General features: G+C 30.4%; 20 protein-coding genes, 1 tRNA gene and 2 pseudogenes. 18 read left to right on the top strand and 5 right to left on the bottom strand.

The window, feature by feature from the left end; genetic code table 11:
* Window positions 1–5: 5 nt before the first annotated feature.
* The 5 genes from H0I27_RS04910 to H0I27_RS04890 all read right to left on the bottom strand — a co-directional run bounded on the left by H0I27_RS04910 (window position 6) and on the right by H0I27_RS04890 (window position 8,456).
* Window positions 6–3,065 (bottom strand): TonB-dependent receptor, encoded by a 3,060-nt coding sequence (locus H0I27_RS04910; RefSeq protein WP_218732770.1) that lies wholly within the window; start codon window positions 3,063–3,065, stop codon window positions 6–8.
* 495 nt (window positions 3,066–3,560) lie between these two features.
* Complete coding sequence (locus tag H0I27_RS04905) at window positions 3,561–4,340, bottom strand: aspartate/glutamate racemase family protein (RefSeq protein WP_218732769.1); 780 nt, start codon at window positions 4,338–4,340, stop codon at window positions 3,561–3,563.
* Window positions 4,341–4,519: 179 nt separating this feature from the next.
* A complete protein-coding gene (locus H0I27_RS04900) occupies window positions 4,520–6,103 on the bottom strand; it encodes a sulfatase (RefSeq protein WP_218732768.1) in 1,584 nt (527 codons plus the stop codon).
* Window positions 6,104–6,137: 34 nt separating this feature from the next.
* Window positions 6,138–7,028, bottom strand: a complete 891-nt coding sequence (locus H0I27_RS04895) for a hypothetical protein (protein ID WP_218732767.1) — start codon at window positions 7,026–7,028, stop codon at window positions 6,138–6,140.
* Between the two features lie 333 nt (window positions 7,029–7,361).
* Window positions 7,362–8,456, bottom strand: coding sequence for a formylglycine-generating enzyme family protein (locus tag H0I27_RS04890; RefSeq protein ID WP_218732766.1), 1,095 nt, complete (start codon window positions 8,454–8,456; stop codon window positions 7,362–7,364).
* 155 nt (window positions 8,457–8,611) lie between these two features.
* On the opposite strand from H0I27_RS04890, the gene H0I27_RS04885 reads away from it, so the two are divergent.
* From H0I27_RS04885 to scpA, 18 genes and pseudogenes are all read left to right on the top strand, one after another.
* A complete protein-coding gene (locus tag H0I27_RS04885; protein WP_218732765.1) occupies window positions 8,612–9,268 on the top strand; it encodes a TetR family transcriptional regulator C-terminal domain-containing protein in 657 nt (218 codons plus the stop codon).
* Between the two features lie 6 nt (window positions 9,269–9,274).
* Complete coding sequence (locus H0I27_RS04880; protein WP_218732764.1) at window positions 9,275–10,579, top strand: AarF/ABC1/UbiB kinase family protein; 1,305 nt, start codon at window positions 9,275–9,277, stop codon at window positions 10,577–10,579.
* A 396-nt stretch (window positions 10,580–10,975) separates the two neighbouring features.
* A pseudogene (locus H0I27_RS04875) lies at window positions 10,976–12,397 on the top strand (SDR family oxidoreductase).
* A gap of 350 nt (window positions 12,398–12,747) precedes the next feature.
* Window positions 12,748–12,995 (top strand): annotated as a pseudogene (locus H0I27_RS04870) (TIGR03643 family protein).
* A 3-nt stretch (window positions 12,996–12,998) separates the two neighbouring features.
* Window positions 12,999–13,223, top strand: coding sequence for a hypothetical protein (locus tag H0I27_RS04865; RefSeq protein ID WP_165732956.1), 225 nt, complete (start codon window positions 12,999–13,001; stop codon window positions 13,221–13,223).
* A 77-nt stretch (window positions 13,224–13,300) separates the two neighbouring features.
* Window positions 13,301–13,516 (top strand): hypothetical protein, encoded by a 216-nt coding sequence (locus H0I27_RS04860; protein WP_068448590.1) that lies wholly within the window; start codon window positions 13,301–13,303, stop codon window positions 13,514–13,516.
* Window positions 13,517–13,522: 6 nt separating this feature from the next.
* Window positions 13,523–14,206 (top strand): SDR family NAD(P)-dependent oxidoreductase, encoded by a 684-nt coding sequence (locus H0I27_RS04855; RefSeq protein WP_218732763.1) that lies wholly within the window; start codon window positions 13,523–13,525, stop codon window positions 14,204–14,206.
* A 16-nt stretch (window positions 14,207–14,222) separates the two neighbouring features.
* Entirely contained in the window at window positions 14,223–14,696 is a 474-nt protein-coding gene (locus H0I27_RS04850; protein WP_218732762.1) for a glutathione peroxidase, read from the top strand.
* 3 nt (window positions 14,697–14,699) lie between these two features.
* Window positions 14,700–14,870, top strand: a complete 171-nt coding sequence (locus H0I27_RS04845; RefSeq protein ID WP_218732761.1) for a Lacal_2735 family protein — start codon at window positions 14,700–14,702, stop codon at window positions 14,868–14,870.
* An 8-nt stretch (window positions 14,871–14,878) separates the two neighbouring features.
* Complete coding sequence (locus H0I27_RS04840) at window positions 14,879–15,340, top strand: TspO/MBR family protein (RefSeq protein ID WP_218732760.1); 462 nt, start codon at window positions 14,879–14,881, stop codon at window positions 15,338–15,340.
* Between the two features lies 1 nt (window position 15,341).
* Window positions 15,342–15,818, top strand: a complete 477-nt coding sequence (locus tag H0I27_RS04835; RefSeq protein WP_218732759.1) for an SRPBCC family protein — start codon at window positions 15,342–15,344, stop codon at window positions 15,816–15,818.
* A gap of 38 nt (window positions 15,819–15,856) precedes the next feature.
* Window positions 15,857–17,164: a deoxyribodipyrimidine photo-lyase gene (locus tag H0I27_RS04830; RefSeq protein WP_218732758.1), complete on the top strand. Its 1,308-nt coding sequence runs from the start codon at window positions 15,857–15,859 to the stop codon at window positions 17,162–17,164.
* Window positions 17,165–17,402: 238 nt separating this feature from the next.
* Window positions 17,403–17,476: transfer RNA gene (locus H0I27_RS04825), tRNA-Thr, on the top strand.
* Between the two features lie 219 nt (window positions 17,477–17,695).
* Window positions 17,696–18,301 (top strand): uridine kinase, encoded by a 606-nt coding sequence (udk, locus tag H0I27_RS04820; protein WP_218732757.1) that lies wholly within the window; start codon window positions 17,696–17,698, stop codon window positions 18,299–18,301.
* Window positions 18,302–18,307: 6 nt separating this feature from the next.
* Entirely contained in the window at window positions 18,308–18,622 is a 315-nt protein-coding gene (locus H0I27_RS04815) for a septum formation initiator family protein (protein ID WP_218732756.1), read from the top strand.
* A 3-nt stretch (window positions 18,623–18,625) separates the two neighbouring features.
* On the top strand, window positions 18,626–20,002 hold the full coding sequence (locus H0I27_RS04810; protein ID WP_218732755.1) for a methylmalonyl-CoA mutase subunit beta: 1,377 nt from the start codon (window positions 18,626–18,628) through the stop codon (window positions 20,000–20,002).
* Window positions 19,995–20,330, top strand: coding sequence for a hypothetical protein (locus H0I27_RS04805; protein ID WP_218732754.1), 336 nt, complete (start codon window positions 19,995–19,997; stop codon window positions 20,328–20,330). Before H0I27_RS04810 ends, H0I27_RS04805 begins: the two co-directional genes overlap by 8 nt.
* Complete coding sequence (gene scpA / locus H0I27_RS04800; protein WP_218732753.1) at window positions 20,323–22,386, top strand: methylmalonyl-CoA mutase; 2,064 nt, start codon at window positions 20,323–20,325, stop codon at window positions 22,384–22,386. Before H0I27_RS04805 ends, scpA begins: the two co-directional genes overlap by 8 nt.
* Window positions 22,387–22,389 lie beyond the last annotated feature (3 nt).

Here is a 22,389-nt window from a genome sequence, read left to right as displayed (position 1 = left end):
TTTTTTTAAAATTCCATTTTTAATCCTAATGTAACAGATTTAGCATAAGGGTAAGTACCAGAAGCAAAACCCTGAGATACTGAACCTAACCCACTACTAGCACTAAAATTACTTGTTTCTGGATCTCCTAATTTAAATTTAGATAATAAAAACAAGTTAGTACCAGTTACATATACATTAAAAGCGCTTAATGTATTTTCTAATCCTATTTTATCTAATGGAAGATTATAATTTAAAGTAGCTGTTTTTAATCTTAAGAATGAACCATCCTCTATATTAACAGTACTATTAGGATTGAATAAACTTGTAGAAGCACCCGCTCTAGGTATATCTGAAGTTTCATTTACCCCTTCTTGCCAACGATTTAACACTCTAGAATCTAAATTTTGCTCTCCTCTTCCGTAATAAGATGCCTGTGTTCTTATATTGAAGATATCATTACCATATTGACCTTGAAAAAAGACATCTAAAGAAAGACCTTTGTAGGTAAATGTATTTCTAAAACCTCCATAAAAATCTGGTTCTGGACTACCAATTATAACAGCATCTTCATCATTCCAGGTAGGGTTATCATCTAAATTTTCAAACCTAGGACCACCGATAAAAGACATTCCTTTTCTACCATCTGCAATTATCTCATCTTCATTTTTATAAGTTCCTAAGTATTTAAGTCCAATAAAAACTGGCATAGACTCTCCAACAATAAGTCTTGCAGAAGTACCACCCTGGTTACCTGTAGATTGTAAATCTAAATAATCTCTACCATCTAACTCTAAAACTTTACTTTTGTTTGTAGATATTGTTAATGTTGAATTCCAAGAAAAATCCTTTTTCTCCACATTAATGGTGTTTAATGAAAATTCAAAACCTTTATTCTCTACAGAACCTACATTTTGCAACTGAGTACCACCTCCTGCTTGTGCAGATAAAGCTTTTGCTAAAAGTAAATCTTCGGTAGTTTTTAAATAGTAATCTGCTTCAAAAGAAATTCTATCCTTTAAAAAACTAACTTCAAAACCAAGATCTAACTGTTTTGTCGTTTCCCATGTTAATCCTTCACTTGGTACAGATCCCAACTGAACACCATTTACAACATTGTCGTTAAAAATATTAATAGTGTTATTATACGTTGCAATAGAATTATAAGAATTTACTCCTTGTTCACCAACAATACCATAACTACCTCTAACTTTTAATTTATCAATTACATCTACATCTTCTAAAAAAGCCTCATCACTTACATTCCAAGCAAGCCCCACAGAAGGAAAAAAGGCATATTTGCTACCTTCTTCAAAAACAGAAGAGCCATCGTATCTACCAACTAAAGTTAAAAGATATTTACTTTTGTAACCATAATCTACCCTACCTAAAAAAGAAGCTAATGTTCTTTGACCATATCCAGAATTTGCATAATAAAGCGTTGCATCACCTAAAGCTAAATTATTAAACAAAACAGCATCATTAGGGAAACCATCTGACTGAGAAACAGTGCTTTCATTCGTATCCTTTTGCCATGTAAACCCACCTAACAACTTAACAGAATGATCTTCTAAACCTAAATCATAGGTAAACGTATTTTCATTTAAAATACTTTTTGCATAATTTGTAGCTATATTAGCATATCCCGTTCCACCATTAGAAATCTGTCTATCAGGTAAAGCTCCCGGAAGATAATCGTTGTATTTTGTATGTGTTATTTCTGCACCAAAAGTAGACTTTAATTTAAAGTTTTCAAACAACTCATACTCAAGATAAGCATTTGTAATAAGCTTGGTAACTAAATCATGATCCACTCTTAAATTAGCATCTGCTACCGGGTTTCTTTCCGTTGAAGAACTTATTGGGTTTACACCTGTATAATCTCCATTTTCATCATAGACAGTTCTAATAGGTAAAACTGAAGAGACAATACTTGAATAATTGACTTTATTATTTTCTTTTTTATAATGTGTTGCATTTAAACGGATACCTGTTTTAAATTTATCTGAAAGCCTTACATCTAAATTCGTTCTAAAAGTAACTCTCTCTAATCCAGAACCTTTTAAAATTCCTTCTTGATCAAAATGATTAACAGAAATATAATAATTAGAATTTTCTGAATTCCCCATTATAGATAAATCTGTATTTCTAACATAACCTGTTTGAGCTGCAATATCTAACCAATCTGTAGTTTCAATTTCACCAGGCTCACTAAACAACAAAGGCAAAGTAGGATCGGTCCCTCCAAAACCATTATTTAAGTTCGGGTTAAATTGCCCTGCCTCATTAATATAATTTACATAATCTTCTCCGTTTAAAAGATCGACCTCATTTGCTACTTGCTGCACACTATAATAATGATTCAGACTAATTCTTGGTTTTCCTTTTGAAATTTCTGTACCATTTTTAGTCGTTACTAAAATAACTCCAGAAGCACCTCTTGTTCCATAAATAGACAATGCAGTAGCATCTTTTAAAACATCTACAGATTTAATATCATTTACATTTAAAGTATTTAAGTTAAAATCTGTACCTACAATAAATCCGTCTATAACATATAATGGGTTATTATTTCCATTAATAGAACTATTACCTCTAATTCTAATTGTAGAACCAGAACCTGGGTCTCCACTATTAGAGGTTACAGAAACTCCTGTTGCTCTACCTTGTAATGCTTGGTCTAATCTTGCAACTGGTTGATTTTCTAATACATCTGCTTTTACAGAAGAAACAGAAGAAACCAGATCTTTCTTTGTAGTAGAACCATATCCTATTATTACTATTTCATTTAATTGTTGAGCATCTTCTTTTAAGACAATATCTATTACGTTTTGATCCGCAACCACAACTTCTTGATTTACAAAACCTACAAATGAGAATTGTAAAATTTCACCTTTAGAAACTTTAATAGAATACTTTCCATCAAAATCAGAATTTGTACCTCTATCTGTCCCTTTTACCAAAATATTAACTCCCGGAAGAGTTAAACTTGTCTCGTCTGATATTGTCCCTGTAATTGTTGTTTGAGCCGTTAAAGACATAAAACTACAAAACAGCAACAACAAAGCACTTAGTTTTAATTTCATTGATTTAATAATTAGTTTATAATTTGGTTTTACCATTACAACGAATGGTTACTTCAAACCTATTAATTATTTAAATTCAGAAATTCTCAAAAACAGGGTAGTATTGTTGCAATTACTCAACAATTAACATAAAATTCTAAATAACTAGTAATTTAAGTTTATAAAAAAAGATGATATCACTAAAATCAGTATTGCTTTAGAGAAGCCCTTTTTACATAGGTAATGCTTAAAAAACATGTATTACCAATAATAATTTAAAAAAATATAGTGTTTATTTTTACTAAAAAAAAAGAGAAGTAATCGATAAAATATTAAAACTAATAATGTTTAGTTTAATATTAAGATAGAACGTAGAAATTTGAATAAAGCTTGTATATATGCTACTTCAAAAGAACATGTTTTTAATAAAATATTTTGCCCTATATTTTTCCGTAAAGCACGAAATAATATAGGGCAAATTATAGAAACCAAAATTGTATTACAATTTAAAAGGCATTAATTACCTAAAATAAAATCTACAGCAGCCATAGAATGAATTTCTGTTGTATCAAAAGTTGGAATTTCTAAATCTTCATCAAAAATCATTAAAGGAAATTCTGTACAACCTAAAACAACTCCTTCTGCACCTCTATCTTCCAAACCTTTAATAACATTAAGCACATAACTTTTAGATGCAGGCTTAACCACGCCATACGTAAGTTCTTCTTCAATAATTCTTTGCAACTCAATAAGTACTTCCTTTTCTTCCGGCACTAAAACATTTATTCCGCTATCAGCTATTCTTTTGGTTATAAAATCACCTTCCATTGTATAAATTGTACCTAAAAAGCCAACATTTTTAACATCTTTTTTAAGAATTGCTTTTGCCGTAGCATCACCAATATGAATGATTGGAAAATCTAATTGACTTTGTACAATATCAAATACTTTATGAGGCGTATTTGCACAAAACATTACAGATTCGGCCCCTCCTTTACGTAAACTAAACGCTCCTTCTGTTAATAAAACAGCTATAGAATCCCATTTATTTTCTTTTTGAAACCTATGAATTTCTGCCTGATTTATTGTGTAAACCGTTAAAGGCGGATTTGTATTATTACCATAATAAGCATTCACAGATTGATTAATTGCAGCATAATATTCAACGGTTGAATGCCAAGAAGTACCTCCTATTAGCCCTAATTTTTTCATATTTTGGTGAGGTAATTTATTGGTTTCGGCTTTACTAGTTACAACCTCCTCTACTGGCTCCTTTATCACAGCTTGCGTATTCATTTTTGAGTTATTACAAGACACAATTAAAAATAAACTACAAACACAAAGTTTCACAAATAACTTTTTAAATTTTAAATTTATTTTTTTTTGATTTTCAATTTTACAAGTATTGAATAGTACCATTTATAAAGTATTTAATATTTCTATATATTTTTAAACACAACCGTTAGTGAAGATATCTACAATCTATTCTTAGGCAATGCGCCCTTCCATCCTTTAGATAATTGCACCGATAAACTTTTTACTACGGCTGCTGCTTCATCATTACCTGCAATATTAACGGATTCATTAGCATCTTTATAATGATCATACAATTCATTAGCTGCAAAATCCCCCTTCTCCTTTTTATCATTATCCCAAGTATACCATTCTATATAATGATATTGTTTAGTTTGCATAGAATAGCCCATATATTCATAACCATCTTTAGAAATACGTTTACGTCTTCTAAATTGAGTGAAAACAGCATCTTTCCACTCCAAATCTGGATTATCAAATACAGGAACCAAACTTGTTCCTTGAAAATAATCTGCTTTATCAACACCTGTTAAATCACATAAAGTAGGAAATATATCTACCAACTCAGAAAGCGCTTCTATACGTTTACCTTCTTTCTGATTTACTCCTTTTATAATCAAAGGAACATGTGTATCAATATAAAAATTTGTCATTTTCCCCCAACCGTTATGGTCTCCTAATTTCCATCCATGATCTCCCCATAAAACAATTACGGTATTTTGATACAACCCTCTTTCCTTTAAACCTTCTACCAATTTCCCGACACAAGCATCAATATAACTTACACTTGCATAATATCCTCTTTTTAAAGAATCTGCATATTTTTCTGGCAATGAAGCATCTTCTGGACGACCAATTTTAGTTGGATTTGTATACGCTCTTAATTCATAATTAGCATTTGCAGACATAACAGGAACATTCTTTGGTAACTTTGGATTTGCAGCAGGAGAAACAGATCCCGCAGGGTATAAATCCCAATATTTTTTTGGAGCTACAAAAGGAAGGTGAGGTCTATAAAAACCAAGACCCAAAAAAAATGGCTCTTTTTTACCCTTAATTCTATCAATTGTTTTTAAGGCTAATTTTGTTTGCATAGCATCAAAATACAAAGAATCTGGTAAATCCGCACTTTCTAATGCAGGCCCTCTATTCCAACCATCTCCATAAACTGCTCTTCCTTTTCTTTGCTCTAGCAAAGCTGCTCTTTTTACCCTTTGATCTTCTAATGCATCTTCTGTATAATAATAGGTTTCTGCATCTCTTTTAGCGTACTCTTTTGTATTATACGGAAAAGGCTTTAAATCTGGTTCATCCCAAGAAATAGAATCTGGCATATAATTATGAAAAATTTTACCAATATTTACAGTATAATATCCTGCTTTATTAAAATACTGAGGCATTGTTACTGCATCAGGATTTATCTCCCTAAACTTATCTCCCAAGTGCCAAACTCTTGTAGAATCTGGTCTATAACCTAACATTGCACTTGCTCTTGAAGATGCACAAACTGCTGATTGAGAATGTGTATTTAGCATTACCATAGATGTTGCAGATAACGCATCTATATTTGGTGTTTTTATTTCTTTGTTTCCATAAGAACCAAGATCAGTTCTTAAATCGTCTATGGATAAAAAAATAATATTTGGTTTTTGTGCTGTTTTTAAACCTTTTTGAGAGTTACTTTTTTGTGAACAAGAAGTAAAAAATACCAAAAGCACAGGTATAAATAGTTTTAAAATTTTCATCTATTATTATGTATTTTTTTTAAAAATAAAATTATTAATTTGCCCTTCCTAACAATTCAATCCATTGATCAGCATAATTAGTATTTCTAATACCATTAGAGTGTGCTTTTCTTCCTTTAGGAACAGCTAAATCAAAAGAATAAATCTGATTTTCAGGAATCTTCATAGTCTCATAACTTTCTTTAATTACTTTTGCCGCAGGTTCCTTTGCATGATAAGTTCCATACCAAAGGTTAGCAGGTGTTACACTTTTTGCTGCATACCAATTTGCTATTTTATTTTTAGCAGAATAATCCCAACCACCAGAAAAATCGATAACTCTAGCAACTAAATGTTCTTTTGCTATAAAAGCAGCCATTCCTCCTCCTTGAGATTGACCCGAAACAGCTATTTTACTCCATTTTGGTTTACCAGCTTCTAAATAAGCATCCCAATTACCAGCTTTATCTGTTTTAGAAAGATAAATTAATAACTTAGTAAGCCTATTTACTATTGCGTCTTGAGGCTCATCATCTATTAATGAAAAATTGCTATCACCATAAATACGCTGCTTTCTAAATTCTGATGTACACTTAGAGTTGTCTGCCAAGTTTTCACCTCTACATATTTGAGCCACAGCAGGTCTATTAATGTAAGATATATTAATAACATGATACCCTTGAGATACAGCTGTTGCAAAAAATCTTTTAGGACCATTTAGAGCTATACCTCCAGTTCCTGGCATAAAAAACAATAGTTTTCCTTGTTTTGCATCTGGATTGTAAACAATTAAATGAGGAGAATCTGCTTCTTTAATAAGAGAATCTGTACTAGAAGGCTTAACTTCTAATACTTTATATTCTTTAGGGAACCCTGAAGGAGATTGAGAAAATGTAAAATTATAGCTAAAGAAAATAAAGGCTAGGGGAATTAAAAAGAACTTCATTATTTATTAATATTAAATTTTAAATAGTTAAACAGATTTTACTTTCTCTAAAAAAATTGATCTGTAATAAAATTCCCCATCAAATTATAAATATACATTTTCACCAACAAAAACACACAATAAGGGAAATTTATTCAACAAACCAATTAATTTATTAAATTTTCATTAGTAATTTTTCGTAAATATAGATAAAAATTACATTATCTATAATCCATTTTAACCTTTATTATAGAAACTTAGTCGGAATAATATTTTATAATGATTGTGAACAAAAAAAACTCCTTTTTATCAAAAAAAGGAGTTTTAATCAATTTAAAAATTATAAATATTTTATTATTCTGCCAACATGTCTTTTGTAACAACTGTTCTAAAACCAATATGATCTGAACCAGAATTAGGCTCCATACCCATTTTTGCTGAAATTCTAAAACTCGCACAATAAGATGCATGACATAAAAAAGAACCACCTTTCATAACATATTCAATTTGATACGGATTACTTGGTGTATACGATTTTTCTGCTCCTGTAGGGTTTGTTAAAACCACGGAAGGATCTAAAGTTTCATAATATTTTACATTAAATAAGTCTGAAGTCATTTCCCAAACATTACCAGCCATATCATACAAACCAATATTATTTGCAGGATAAGATCCTACTGGAGAAATATAATCAAACCCATCTTCAGAAATATTTTCTGTAGGAAATTTACCTTGCCATGTATTCGCATTCGCATCTAAGTCTTCTGCTTTATTTCCCCAAGCAAAGATATTATCTTCAAACTTACCTTGTGCAGCAGACTCCCATTCTGCTTCAGTAGGCAGCCTTCTATTAGCCCATTTGCAATACGCCAAAGCATCTTCTTGTGCAACATGTACAACCGGGAAATTATCTTGCCCTTCAATAGAACTACCTGGACCTTCTGGTTGTTTCCAATTTGCGCCAATTTGCCACTTCCACCATTGTCCGTAATTCGCCATAGAAACGACTCCTTTAGCATGTTTATTAAAAATTAAACTTCCGGGTTGTAAAATTGAATCTGCAGGTTTTTCTGTTCCTGCAGGTAAGTCTTTTTTTATTTCTTCCCAATCTATTGGTCTTTCTGCAACAGTAACATACTTAGTTGCCACTACAAACTCTCTAAATTGTTTATTCGTTACTTCCTTTGCATCGATAAAAAATCCGTCTACTGCTACTTTATGAGCAGGTTTTTCTCGTGGCATCGCATACTGATCTCCTTCTTTAGCTCCCATTAAAAATGTTTTGCTTGAAACCCACACCATACCTTCTGGTGCTTTAACGTCTTGGCTTAAAGCTTTAATTTGTACGGTTTCTTTTTTATCTTTTTCTGATTGTTTTTTATCACAACTACTAAAAAAAGCTGTTGATAATAGTACGGTAACTAATACTGTTTTCAAATTAAAATTCATCAATAATAAATTAAGATTGCACGCAAATATAGATAATCTATTGATGTTTATTCTTTTAATTCTAAATCTCTCAATTTAATTTAACATAAAATTATTGTTTAACAAAACCAAGGATTAGTTAAACAATTGTATATTTGCATAAATATCAAAAGATTATGGCAAAAAAGAAAAATATTACAAAAGACAATTTAATATCTTGGTATATGGAATTTGTCTTAGAAAACAACCACCAACCAAAGTCTGTATATAGTTTTGCAAAAGAAAATAATTTTGATGAAGCTGATTTTTATAAATTCTATAGTTCTTTTGAAACTGTTGAAGAAGCTATCTTTTCTGAATTTTTTAACCACACCATAACTGTTTTAGCTAAAAGTGAAGATTACGAAAACTTTGATGCAAGAAACAAATTACTCAGTTTTTATTTTACTTTTTTCGAAATATTAACAGCGAATAGAAGCTATGTTGTGTATGCGTTAGAAAACAGTAAAAAAGATTTTAAGAAACTAAAATCGCTAAAAAAATTAAGAGAAAGCTACCTCAACTATGTTCAGAATATTGGCATAGAAAAAATAGATTTAAAGCACGAAAAATTAGAAAAAATCCAAGACAAATCAATTAAAGAATCCTCTTGGTTTCATTTATTAGTAACTATGAAGTTTTGGCTAGATGATGTTTCTCCATCCTTTGAAAAAACCGATATTTTTATTGAAAAATCGATTAACGCTCGTTTTGACTTAATGGACATTAAACCTTTACAAAGCATTATCGATTTTGGAAAATTCATTTTAAAAGAAAAAGTAAACTTTAATTAAAAGCCCATGAAAACAATAGATTCTATACCAACTTCTAAAATTCAGAGAGCTTCTAAATTAGTTACTACTGGCGCAAAAATTGGGGTTAATTATCTAAAATATTATGGAGATAAAATAACCAAAACAGAAGACGAAGCAAAAGCACGTTTAAACGAAAATAATGCTGAAGATATTTATGACGGTTTAAAAACCTTAAAAGGAAGCGCTTTAAAAGTTGCTCAGATGTTAAGTATGGAAAAAAGCATCTTACCACAGGCGTATGTAGAAAAGTTTTCTCTCTCTCAGTTCTCTGTACCCCCACTTTCTCCTGCCTTAGTAACCAAAACCTTTAAAAAGTATTTTGGAAAAGATCCTAATGAAATATATGACAAATTCAATACTGTTTCTATAAATGCAGCAAGTATTGGTCAGGTTCATAAAGCAGAAAAGGACGGAAAAGAATTAGCTGTAAAAATTCAATACCCTGGCGTTGCACAAAGTATTGCTTCAGACTTAGCATTGGTAAAACCTATTGCCATTAAAATGTTTAATATTAGAGGAAAAGACTCTGATAAATATTTTAAAGAAGTAGAAAATAAACTAGTCGAAGAAACCAATTACATTTTAGAAGTAGAACAAAGTAAAGAAATAGTAGCTGCCTGCAAACACATTCCTAATCTTAATTTCCCTGAATATTATGCTGATTTATCATCAGATAGGATTATAACCATGGATTGGATGCATGGTGTTCATTTATCTGAATTCTACACAGACAACCAAGAAGTTGCTAATAGACTAGGGCAAGCACTATGGGATTTTTACATGTTTCAGATTCACAAGTTAAAAAAAGTACATGCAGATCCGCATCCTGGAAATTTTTTAATATCACCAGAAAACGAATTAATTGTAATTGATTTTGGTTGTATGAAAACCATTCCAGAAGACTTTTATGTACCTTATTTCGAATTAGCTCAAAAAGAAAATATTGGCAACCCTACGTTTTTTGAAGAAAAATTATTTCAGTTAGAAATATTAAGAGCAGATGATTCCAACGAAGAACTCATATTTTTCAGAGCTATGTTTCATGAAATGCTAAGTTTATTTACACAACCGTTTCACCAAGAAACTTTCGATTTTTCTGATGAAGTTTTCTTCGGTAAACTTTCTGACTTAGGAGCTAAATACGCAAAAAGCACAGAACTAAAAGACATGAACGGAAACAGAGGCTCTAAGCATTTTATTTATATTAATAGAACCTTTTTTGGTTTGTACAATTTAATGCACGATTTAAAAGCAAAAGACATAAAAATTAATAATTTTAAATCGCTATAAAGGCCGTTTTTAATCATAAGAACACCCAAGACTTAGAACAGCTGTTTATAAAATAAAACTTATAAACAGTTACTCTAGTTTTAAATTTGACAACTTTATACTTTATAATTTACACTTTATTTTAAAGTCTACAACCGACCAAGAGATACTTATTAAAACACAAAAGAAAATGGTATCTTTACTATCAATCATATTTATGAAAATAGTATTGAAGACGCACATCCTACATCGACAAAATATAAAGAAGAGTTATATATAAAAGGGAAATTGTTACAAACACGACAGGGTAATCAATTTACCTAAAGGAAATGTTGCTACAATTAATTGTTTAGGCTGTTATTCCAAATTAAAGGAACAATTAGCTTATAAAAAACCTAAAAAAAAGAGACAAAATCTATGAAAATTCTTGTAACAGGTGCAACTGGCTATATAGGCAAACGTTTAATTCCGTTATTACTAAATGATGGACATACCATAATTTGCCCTGTAAGAGATAAAATTAGAGCTGAAAATTATTACAGAAATCAAAAAAACATTCAATTAGTAGAAGCTGATTTTTTAAACATAGACAGCCTCCTTAACATTACAAAAGACATTGACGCTGCTTATTATCTAATTCATTCCATGTCTAATTCTGCCAAAGAATTTCATGACTTAGAAGAAAAATGTGCACTAAATTTTAAACGTTTTTCAGAAACAACAAACATAAAACAAGTTATTTATTTAAGTGGAATAACTAATGACACTAAACTCTCTAAACATTTATTATCTCGTAAAAACGTAGAAATTACACTAGCGTCAAACAAATACGCACTAACCACTTTTAAAGCAGGAATTATTGTTGGCTCCGGGAGTTCTTCTTTTGAGATCATAAGAGACCTAGTAGAGAAATTACCTGCAATGATAGCCCCTAAATGGCTCAATACAAAAACACAACCCTTAGCCATTAGAGATGTTTTAACTTTTTTACACAAAGCATTAGATAAAAAAGAACTATTTAATACTTCTCACGATATTTTTGGTCCGGAAATTCTAACCTACAAAGAAATGTTACTGCAATTCGCAGAAGTTAGAAAACTAAAAAGACACATCTTAACGGTACCCATAATGACGCCAAAACTATCTTCTTATTGGCTCTACTTTGTAACCTCTACTTCTTACAAATTAGCAAGTTCCTTAGTAAACTCTATGGGAGTAGAAGTTATTGGAAACAAAAGTAACATTAATGCCATTTTAGATGTAAACCCAATGTCTTACAAAGAGGCAGTGAAATTAGCCTTTAAAAAAATTGAACAAAATAGCATTATTTCTAGCTGGAAAGATTCCTATATAAGTAGCGGAAAATTAAAAAACTTTGTTCACGAATTTGTGAACGTCCCAGAGTATGGTTGCTTTAAAGATCATAAAGAAAGAGTTATAAGGGATAAAAAAAGAACACTAGACAGGATCTGGGCAATTGGAGGAGAAACAGGCTGGTATTATGGTACTTTTCTATGGAAAATTCGTGGATTTTTAGATCAATTTTTTGGTGGTGCCGGTTTACGATGAGGTAGAAGGCATCCTACAGAATTAAATATCGGTGATGCTCTAGATTTCTGGCGCGTAATTTATGCTGATAAAGAAAAAGGAAAACTCCTACTCTATGCAGAAATGATAATGCCTGGTGAAGCTTGGTTAGAATTTAAAATTGACGAAGGAAAACTACACCAAACAGCAACATTTAGACCTCATGGCTTAGCAGGAAGACTCTATTGGTATGCCGTAATGCCTTTCCATTGGTTTGTTTTTAACGGTATGATTAACAATATTAACAAATAAAATACTACAATAACTTGTAAGTTAAAATCCTTATTAATCCGTATCGTTTATCTAGAACTAGACACATTCATCTCTTTTCTATTCTAAAAACTATTTGATCTTAAATATTTTTATCAAAAAAAAACATATAAATTTAAAACATTAATATTGTTTAATTTATTTGTCAAATCATTAAACATTTATTATATTTGAAATATAAATAACTGTTAATAGGAAATATAGTCCCTAATTACTTTTTTTCAAAAACAGAAAAAAGAAATTTATTTTAATATGTTTATAGTATTTGATTGCTATAAACATATTAAAATAATCAAAAATTAATTCTATGCAGCTATAAGATAAATCTATGCATTAAGCAATTAAACGGCATAGCTATTGAGCATATAATAGAAATGGACTGAAAAGATAGACCACGTTTGAAGCAATAAAAGATCAATTTAACCTAAAAGAACAAGAAGTTATTGATTTAATGCTGAAAGGAATGAAGCCTAAAAGCTTTGTAATGTGGAGAAAAAGGGTTCAGGAAAGAAAAACAAAACATTTAAAGTTAAGAACTTTCCAAAAAGGAAGATTTAAATGTTCAATACAGAAAAATTAAATTATGGAGTTAATCAAAAAAGCATTAGAGTTTGAAACAAGAAAAATGAGATTTCCAACTACAAGTGACCGTGTTTTAGCAGCTAGAGAAGCAAAAGCTTTAATCTTAGACTTAAACGAGGTATATAAAAAGAATAAAGATTCTGAAATTATGGATATCATGAAACGTTTGACCCTTATAAAACAAAGAATAGAGAGACGCTTAAAGGGAAAACCGTTAACTGCATAATAATTACAGATTTCTCTTGTTTTTCTAACTTTTATAATTATATTCACAAATTATAGATTAAAACAGCGAAACAGAGAATGAATTTATTAGAAAGAGCGGAAGAATTTGAACACAGAAAGTTCTCATTTAAAACAACTAGTGATAGAATTGTAGCTTCTAGAGAGGTAAAAGCCTTAATACTAGAGCTAAATGAAGTATATAAAGCAGAAAAAGATCTTGAAATAATGGATCAAATGAAGCGCCTTACAGCAGTTAAACAAAAAATTGAAAAGCGCTTGAAAGGAAGACCTTAAAAGCAAATGAATAAAATTTTAGTTATTGGCGGAAGTAAAGGAATTGGAAAAGCAATTATTGATAGCTTAATTGACGAAAACTCAATTATAAACATCAGTAGAACAGCTCCTTTACTTTCCCACACTAATCTCAATCACTTTACTTGTGATATTCTTACAGATGATTTACCTGAAATAGACACAATAGACACTTTAATCTATTGTCCAGGAAGCATTAACCTAAAACCAATTTCTAGACTACAACTAAATGATTTCAGAGAAGACTTTGAAATTAATGTAATTGGTGCTGTAAAAGCAATTCAACATTATTTACCCTCTTTAAAAAAAGGTAACAAACCTTCCGTATTATTATTTAGCACGGTAGCGGCAAAATTAGGGATGCCTTTTCACGCTAGTGTAGCTGCAGCAAAATCTGCCGTAGAAGGCTTAACAAAATCTTTAGGAGCAGAATTAGCACCATTAATTCGTGTAAACGCCATTGCCCCAACAGTAACAGATACAGAGTTAGCCTCTAAGTTATTGCGCAATGAAAGAATGATCGAAAACATAAAAGAACGACACCCTCTAAAAAAATATTTAGCACCAAAAGAAGTTGCAGACCTAGCTTCTTATTTAATATCCGAAAAAGCAAGTGCTATATCTGGTCAAATTTTTGAATTAGACTGCGGAATTGTCAGTTTTAAAATATAAATAAAATCAGAATTAAATGAATATTTACAATACAGAGATTAATAGTCTCCAGAATACCCCTATTCTTTTGTCAGATTTTAAAGGCAAGTACATTCTATTTGTAAACGTAGCTTCTAAATGCGGATTTACACCACAATACAAAGATTTAGAGGAATTACATAAAACCTATAACGACAAAATAGTTATAATAGGAGTTCCTTGTAATCAGTTCGGAAAACAAGAGCCAGGGTCTTCTTCTGAAATTGAAACGTTTTGTGAAGTAAATTATGGTGTTTCATTTCTAATTACAGAAAAAATTGATGTAAAAGGGAAAAATCAACATCCATTATATACATGGCTAACATCTAAAAAGTTAAATAATAAAAAAAGTTCTACTGTAAAATGGAATTTTCAAAAATATTTAGTCTCACCAGAGGGAGAATTAGTTGATTATTATTTTTCAATTACAAAACCCTTGAGTTCAAAAATAATAAAACACTTAAAATCATAAAGCATGTTCGGTCTATTTAAAAAGAAAAGTGAAATAGAAAAGTTGCAAGAATCTTACAAGAAATTAATGGAAGAAGCTTTTAAACTACAAGCTATTAATAGAACAAATAGCGACAAAAAATATTTAGAAGCCGATAACATCCTAAAAAAAATTGAGTCTTTAAAATCTAAATAATTTATTCTATGAAACAAGTAAAGCTTACACTTTTATTTTTAGTAATCAATTTTGGTGCTTTAGCCATTGGGAGTTGGTTAATGGATAACGGACCACTTTCCGATTGGTATACCAACCTAAACCAAGCTCCTTGGACACCACCTGGTATTGTATTTGGAATTGCTTGGACCTTTATTATGATATGTTTTTCTATCTTTTTAGGTAAACAATTTACAATCAATTACAATTCTAAAATACTTTCCGTTTTTATAATTCAATTTACTCTAAACGTTAGTTGGAACTACATTTTCTTCAACCAACACTTAGTCTTAATTGGTTTGATATCAATTGTATTACTGACAGCTACATTATTTTATTATTTCTTTAAATTAAGTAATAAAACAGGCGGATACAAATATTTACTATTACCATATATGATTTGGCTTTGTATTGCAACTTCATTAAACCTCTACATTTTAATTCATAATTAACATGAAAATATACACATTCCACAGAAAACAGAAATTACCAATTACATTAGAAAAAGCTTGGGAATTTTTATCGAGTCCCAAAAACTTAAAAGTAATTACGCCTACTTATATGAGTTTTGATATTCTTTCTGGTGCAGAAAAACCAATGTTTGCTGGTCAGATTATACAATATATTGTTACCCCAATTCTTGGGATAAAAACAAAATGGGTAACCGAAATTACACACGTAAAAGAAAACGAATACTTTGTAGATGAGCAACGTTTTGGACCTTATGCATTATGGCATCACAAACATTTTATCAAAGAAATTGAAGGCGGTGTAGAAATGGAAGACATTATAGACTACAAAGTTCCTATGGGAATTTTAGGTCAAATTGCACACCCAATATTAGTTAAACCCAAACTTGAAGAAATTTTTGAGTACAGACAAAAAAAATTAATTGAACTTTTTGGACAATACTACCCACCAATTAAATAGAGTTTTTCTAGTTTATAAAAATAAAATAAGGATAATAAATGAAGACAGAGATAAACATTTTTTGGTTTAGAAGAGATTTACGGTTAGATGATAATTGTGGATTATATCATGCATTAAAATCAGGTAAAAAAGTACTTCCAATTTTTATTTTTGATGAAGAAATTTTAAGTAAATTAAAGAAAGATGATGCACGTGTTTCCTTTATTTATAAAGAAATAGCCCATATTCATAAAAGATTAGTCGAAATAGGGAGTGTTTTAGAGGTTTATCACGGAACACCTAAAGAAATTTACAACTCATTATCAGAAAAGCACATCATCGATACCGTATTCACAAATCATGATTATGAACCCTATGCGATAAAAAGAGATTTAGAAATTAAAGAATTTCTAACATCAAAAAACATCAATTTAAAAACGTATAAAGACCAAGTAATTTTTGAAAGAAATGAAATTGTAAAAAAAGATGGGACACCGTATAAAGTTTACACACCCTTTTCTAAAAAATGGCTAGAAGCTTTTCATTTTAAGGGAATTCAATTTTATCCTTCAGAAACACTGTTAGATAATTTAATAAAAAATAAAAACCAACCTATTTTAAAATTAGAAGCAATTGGTTTTATAGAATCTGCTATAAAAGTAGCTTCTTATAAAGTATCATCTCAATTAATTGATACGTATGAAGAAACTAGAAACTTCCCAGCAAAAGACAGTACTTCTAAATTAGGTACTCATTTACGTTTTGGTACTGTGAGTATCCGTAAAATGGTTGACGAAGTATCTAAAAGTAACAACATTACTTTCTTAAAAGAATTAATTTGGCGTGAATTTTTTATGCAGATTTTATGGCATTTCCCACATACCGTTAAAGAGAGTTTTAAACCAAAATACGATAGAATTCTGTGGAGAAATAACGAAGATGAATTTAAAGCATGGTGCAAAGGCGAAACAGGTTACCCTTTAGTAGATGCAGGTATGAAAGAATTAAATCAAACAGGTTTTATGCACAACAGAATTAGAATGTTGGTAGGTAGTTTTCTTTGCAAACATTTATTGATAGATTGGCGATGGGGAGAAGCCTATTTTGCAGAAAAATTACACGATTACGAACAAGCCAGCAACATAGGTAACTGGCAATGGGTTGCAGGTACCGGAGTGGATGCCTCGCCTTACTTTAGAATATTTAACCCAACTACTCAAATTAAAAAATTCGATAAGGACTTAAACTATATTAAAAAATGGGTTCCAGACTTTCAAGAACTCACCTATCCAGTGCCAATTGTAGAGCATAAATCTGCTAGAGAGCGTTGCTTAACCACCTATAAAAAAGCATTAGTAGATTTTTAACCCACAATACATATACAGGCCGTAAATTTTAAAAGTAAAAAGAAGGCAACAAAAAAAATAAATTAGCGTTTTTAAAATATAAAATATGAAAATGATCATTCAATTTTCTTTTATTTTATGTAAAATTATTCTTGTTTTAAAGGCTTCAATGTAAATTGAAGCTTTTTTATTAAAAAAAAGTGAAATTTTATTTGGTAGATACTAATAATTGCCTTTAATTTGCGCTCTCAAAATAAAAGCCGATGTAGCTCAGCTGGCTAGAGCAGCTGATTTGTAATCAGCAGGTCGTGGGTTCGAGTCCCTCCATCGGCTCAATTTATTAAAAAGTCTCAAAAATAATTTTTTGAGACTTTTTTTATGTAAAACACTAAAAATCAGTCTGAATAATAATTTAATTTTTATTTAAAAAATTGTAGCTAATTAAAAAAAGCTCTATTATTTTAAAATAGAAGCTATTTAAGATTAAATAAATCCTAAGTATTTGTAAATTCTTTATTATTTTAGACAATTAATTATCTTAATCATAATTATATGCTCATTATTGGAATTGCCGGAGGTACAGGAAGTGGAAAAACTACGGTTGTAAATCAAATAATTAAACAACTACCTACAGGTGAGGTTTGTGTAATTTCTCAAGATTCATACTATAACGAAACCGTAAACTTATCTTATGAAGAAAGATCTAAAATAAATTTTGATCACCCAAGAGCTATCGATTTTGATTTAATTGTTAAGCATCTAAAAAAATTAAGATCAGGAAAAACAATAGAACAGCCTGTTTATTCTTTCGTAACACACAACAGAACTACAGACACTATTAAAACACACCCTAGAAAGGTGGTTATTGTAGAAGGTATTTTAATATTAAATAATGAAGCATTAAGAGATTTATTTGATATAAAAATATTTGTACATGCAGATACAGACGAACGCTTAATTAGAAGAATTAGAAGAGATATTACAGAAAGAGGAAGAGACATTGACGAAGTTTTAAACAGGTATCAAGATACTTTAAAACCAATGCACCTTCAATTTATTGAGCCAACTAAAAATTTTGCAGATATTATTATTCCTAATAATAAACACAACACCGTAGCAATTGATGTTGTTAGAACCGTAATTAACGATCGCTTATAATCTAGTATGACTTTTAACAAATTTAAAAATAACAAGGCAGTAAAGATTCTAACAAATGTTTTTGTTTTAATCTTAATTCCATTTTTAATTTGGATGTTCTTTTTTGATGAAAATTCTTATTTAGCACATAGAAAATTCGATAATGAGATTAAAGACTTAGAAAGTACAATTTCATTTTATCAAAAGAAAATAGCAGAAGACAAAGCCACTATAAAAAAATTACAAGACTCTATTCAATTAGAACGTTTTGCAAGAGAAAAGTATTTAATGAAAAAAGAAAATGAAGAAATTTATTTAATAGAATTTGATACCATAAAATAAAAAATGAAAAATTCTCTTTTTGATGATTTTCTAAAAACTACACCCGCTGCTTGGAAAAATAAAATTCAAGTAGACTTAAAAGGTGCAGATTATAATGACACGTTGTTATGGAAAACTCAAGAAGGTATTGTTGTAAAGCCATTTTACACACAAGAAGATAGATCTAGTCTTAAAATAGAAACTCCCAAGAAAGGGTTTAATATTTGTGAAACTATTTTTGTTGATGATGAAAAAATAGCAAACTCACTAGCTATAGATGCTTTAAAAAGAGGTGCAAACTCAGTTCAATTTATTGCATATAAGAACTTCGATTATAGAATACTACTTCTTAATATTGATGTAAAATCTATTTTCATTTACTTTCAGTTTCATTTTTTAGAAGACACCTTTCAGTTAGAAGTTTCTAAATTTATAAATTCTGAAAAAACATATTTTCAAACAGATATAATAAGGAACTTAGCCGAAACAGGTAATTGGTTTTTTAATTTAAAAGAAGATTTTATAAAGCTAGAGAGAATTCAGAAAAATACTACAAATTGCATTGCTATTTCTGGAGATCTATATCAAAATTGCGGAGCAACAATTACACAACAACTAGCATATACACTAGCGCATGCAAATGAATATCTAAATAAGTTTGGAGATACTGTCGCAGAAAAATTAAGTTTTTCTTTTTCTGTAGGAAGCAATTATTTCTTTGAGATTGCAAAATTAAGAGCTTTTAGAATTTTATGGTCTGCACTTATAAAAGAATATGAAATTAGGGATTTAGAAGCTCATATTTTTGTACAACCAAGTTTAAGAAACAAAACCATTTATGATTATAATGTAAATTTATTAAGAACAACATCAGAATGTATGAGCGCTATTTTAGGTGGATCAAATACAATTTCTAATGTTTCTTACGATGCCATTTATCATAAATCTAACGAATTCGGAAATCGTATTTCTAGAAATCAATTATTAATACTACAACAAGAAAGCTACTTGACAGAAGCTCAGGGTTTTGCCGAAGGTGCTTATTATATCGAATCAATAACACAACAATTAGCAGAGAATGCATTAACTATTTTTAAGCAAATAGAAAAAAGTGGCGGTTTTTTAAAACAATTAAAGGACGGCATCATTCAGAAAAAAATTAAAGAAAGTGCTTTAAAAGAAGAAAATAGTTTCATCCAAAAAGAAATTATACTTTTAGGTACAAATTTGCAACAAAATAAAGAAGATAAAATGCAACAAGAGTTAGAGTTGTACCCTTTTGTTAAGCAAAGAAACATAAAAACACTAGTCCCCCCATTAACTAGAAAACGGCTTTCAGAATCATTAGAAAAGGATCGGTTACATTCTGAAAAAAGTATAGAACAAAATAAAAATGGATAAAAACAGAGAAATTCTACTTAAACAGAAAAAACAAAATGAGCTAAAACTTGAGATTCAACAATTAAAAAAGAAACTTCCTACACTTATAATCGGATTTATTTTTTTTGTTGCAGTCAGTCTTTATTTTCTAGAAGACAAGTTTTATCATTTGTTTGGGAACAGTGTTAACTTTATATTTAGCGCCGTTATGCTATTGTGCGTATTCTCTTTAGCTTTTATCTTAAAGAGTTATATTCAAATTAAGAAAAGACAAAAAAAAGTAAAAAACATTGGAGTTGAATTATATAAATTAATGAAACTAGACGAGGGTAGCCCTAAAAATGAGTAGAAAAAATTTACAAAATATAAAACTCAAAAACACAGACCTTAAAATAAAACCTTCTTTTAATCAAGAAGGTTTTGCTGCTGGTATTGCTCCTAATTTACGAGGTCCCTATGCGACTATGTACGTTAGAAGACCTTGGACAATTAGACAGTATGCTGGATTTTCTACGGCAGAAGAAAGCAATGCTTTTTATCTAAAAAACTTAGAAGCAGGTCAGAAAGGATTGTCTGTTGCTTTTGACTTAGCAACTCATAGAGGCTATGACTCCGATCATGAGCGAGTACAAGGTGATGTTGGTAAAGCCGGTGTTGCTATAGACTCTGTAGAAGATATGAAGACTTTATTTAACAAAATTCCGTTAGATAAAATGTCTGTTTCTATGACTATGAATGGAGCTGTTTTACCCATTTTAGCTTTTTATATTGTTGCCGCAGAAGAACAAGGTGTTTCTTTAGAGCAACTTTCTGGTACTATCCAGAATGATATTCTAAAGGAATTTATGGTTAGAAATACATATATCTACCCTCCTGCTCCATCCATGAAAATTATTGCTGATATTTTTAAATTTACAAGTAGTAAAATGCCGAAATTTAATTCCATATCTATTTCAGGTTACCACATGCAAGAAGCTGGTGCTACAGCAGAAATTGAATTGGCATATACTTTAGCAGACGGTTTAGAATATATACGGAAAGGAATTGAAGCAGGCATGGAAATAGATGTTTTTGCTCCAAGACTTTCTTTCTTTTGGGCAATTGGCATGAATCATTTTACAGAAATTGCAAAATTACGAACTGCAAGAATGTTATGGGCAAAAATTGTAAAACAGTTTAACCCTAAGAACCCAAAATCTTTAGCTTTAAGAACACATTGCCAAACAAGTGGTTGGTCTTTAACAGCACAAGATCCTTTTAACAACGTAGCAAGAACAACCATAGAAGCTATGGCTGCTGCTTTTGGCGGCACGCAAAGTTTACACACTAATGCTTTGGATGAAGCCATTGCTTTACCTACAGATTTTTCTGCAAGAATAGCTAGAAATACACAAATACACTTACAACAAGAAACATATATAACCAAAACGGTAGATCCTTGGGCAGGAAGTTATCATGTAGAAAAGTTAACCGAAGATTTAGCAAATAAAGCTTGGGAGCTTATTAGCGAGGTAGAAAAACTTGGTGGCATGACAAAAGCCATTGAAAAAGGAATTCCTAAAATGCGTATTGAAGAAGCTGCAGCTATTAAACAAGCAAAAATAGACAATGAAATAGACGTAATTGTAGGAGTTAATAAATATCAGCTAAAAAAAGAAGAACCTTTACAAATCCTAGAGGTTGATAATGAAGCTGTACGAAACTCTCAAATTAAAAGATTAAATCAATTAAAAAGTACACGAAATAATACAGCTGTTAAAACATCTTTAGATGCATTAACAGAAGCTGCAAAATCTGGAAAAGAAAACCTACTCGACCTAGCTGTAAAAGCCGCTAAAAATAGAGCCACTTTAGGTGAGATTTCTGATGCTTTAGAACTTGTTTTCGGGAGACACAAAGCAATTCACAAAACAATTTCTGGCGTATATAGCAAAGAAATAAAAGACGACAAACTCTATAAGAGAGCAGCAGATCTATCTGATAAATTTGCAGAACTAGATGGGCGACGCCCAAGAATTATGATTGCTAAATTAGGGCAAGATGGCCACGATAGAGGTGCAAAAGTTGTAGCAACTGCCTACGCAGATTTAGGTTTTGATGTAGACATTGGTCCTTTATTTCAAACACCACAAGAAGCTACAAAGCAAGCGATAGAAAATGATGTCCATATTTTAGGAATCTCTTCTTTAGCTGCAGGACACAAAACTTTAGTACCACAAGTTATAGCCGAATTAAAAAAATACGGACGAGAAGACATTATGGTAATTGTTGGCGGTGTTGTACCTGTACAAGACTACCCTTTTTTATTAGAAGCTGGTGCTGCTGGTATTTTTGGTCCTGGAACAAAAATCGCACAAGCCGCTATTGATTTACTAACTATTTTAATTGATAGTACGGACGAGTAAAAA

Source organism: Polaribacter sp. HaHaR_3_91 (assembly GCF_019278525.1).
Lineage (GTDB): Bacteria > Bacteroidota > Bacteroidia > Flavobacteriales > Flavobacteriaceae > Polaribacter.
Note: the sequence above shows the minus strand (reverse complement) of the source record. Positions and strands in the feature narration are given on the sequence as shown.

Bases quoted from the DNA above. Each gene is read 5' to 3' on its own strand.
- H0I27_RS04910 (WP_218732770.1), bottom strand. From the start codon at position 3,065: ATGAAATTAAAACTAAGTGCTTTGTTGTTGCTGTTTTGTAGTTTTATG.
- H0I27_RS04905 (WP_218732769.1), bottom strand. From the start codon at position 4,340: ATGAATACGCAAGCTGTGATAAAGGAGCCAGTAGAGGAGGTTGTAACT.
- H0I27_RS04900 (WP_218732768.1), bottom strand. From the start codon at position 6,103: ATGAAAATTTTAAAACTATTTATACCTGTGCTTTTGGTATTTTTTACT.
- H0I27_RS04895 (WP_218732767.1), bottom strand. From the start codon at position 7,028: ATGAAGTTCTTTTTAATTCCCCTAGCCTTTATTTTCTTTAGCTATAAT.
- H0I27_RS04890 (WP_218732766.1), bottom strand. From the start codon at position 8,456: ATGAATTTTAATTTGAAAACAGTATTAGTTACCGTACTATTATCAACA.
- H0I27_RS04885 (WP_218732765.1), top strand. From the start codon at position 8,612: ATGGCAAAAAAGAAAAATATTACAAAAGACAATTTAATATCTTGGTAT.
- H0I27_RS04880 (WP_218732764.1), top strand. From the start codon at position 9,275: ATGAAAACAATAGATTCTATACCAACTTCTAAAATTCAGAGAGCTTCT.
- H0I27_RS04865 (WP_165732956.1), top strand. From the start codon at position 12,999: ATGGAGTTAATCAAAAAAGCATTAGAGTTTGAAACAAGAAAAATGAGA.
- H0I27_RS04860 (WP_068448590.1), top strand. From the start codon at position 13,301: ATGAATTTATTAGAAAGAGCGGAAGAATTTGAACACAGAAAGTTCTCA.
- H0I27_RS04855 (WP_218732763.1), top strand. From the start codon at position 13,523: ATGAATAAAATTTTAGTTATTGGCGGAAGTAAAGGAATTGGAAAAGCA.
- H0I27_RS04850 (WP_218732762.1), top strand. From the start codon at position 14,223: ATGAATATTTACAATACAGAGATTAATAGTCTCCAGAATACCCCTATT.
- H0I27_RS04845 (WP_218732761.1), top strand. From the start codon at position 14,700: ATGTTCGGTCTATTTAAAAAGAAAAGTGAAATAGAAAAGTTGCAAGAA.
- H0I27_RS04840 (WP_218732760.1), top strand. From the start codon at position 14,879: ATGAAACAAGTAAAGCTTACACTTTTATTTTTAGTAATCAATTTTGGT.
- H0I27_RS04835 (WP_218732759.1), top strand. From the start codon at position 15,342: ATGAAAATATACACATTCCACAGAAAACAGAAATTACCAATTACATTA.
- H0I27_RS04830 (WP_218732758.1), top strand. From the start codon at position 15,857: ATGAAGACAGAGATAAACATTTTTTGGTTTAGAAGAGATTTACGGTTA.
- udk (WP_218732757.1), top strand. From the start codon at position 17,696: ATGCTCATTATTGGAATTGCCGGAGGTACAGGAAGTGGAAAAACTACG.
- H0I27_RS04815 (WP_218732756.1), top strand. From the start codon at position 18,308: ATGACTTTTAACAAATTTAAAAATAACAAGGCAGTAAAGATTCTAACA.
- H0I27_RS04810 (WP_218732755.1), top strand. From the start codon at position 18,626: ATGAAAAATTCTCTTTTTGATGATTTTCTAAAAACTACACCCGCTGCT.
- H0I27_RS04805 (WP_218732754.1), top strand. From the start codon at position 19,995: ATGGATAAAAACAGAGAAATTCTACTTAAACAGAAAAAACAAAATGAG.
- scpA (WP_218732753.1), top strand. From the start codon at position 20,323: ATGAGTAGAAAAAATTTACAAAATATAAAACTCAAAAACACAGACCTT.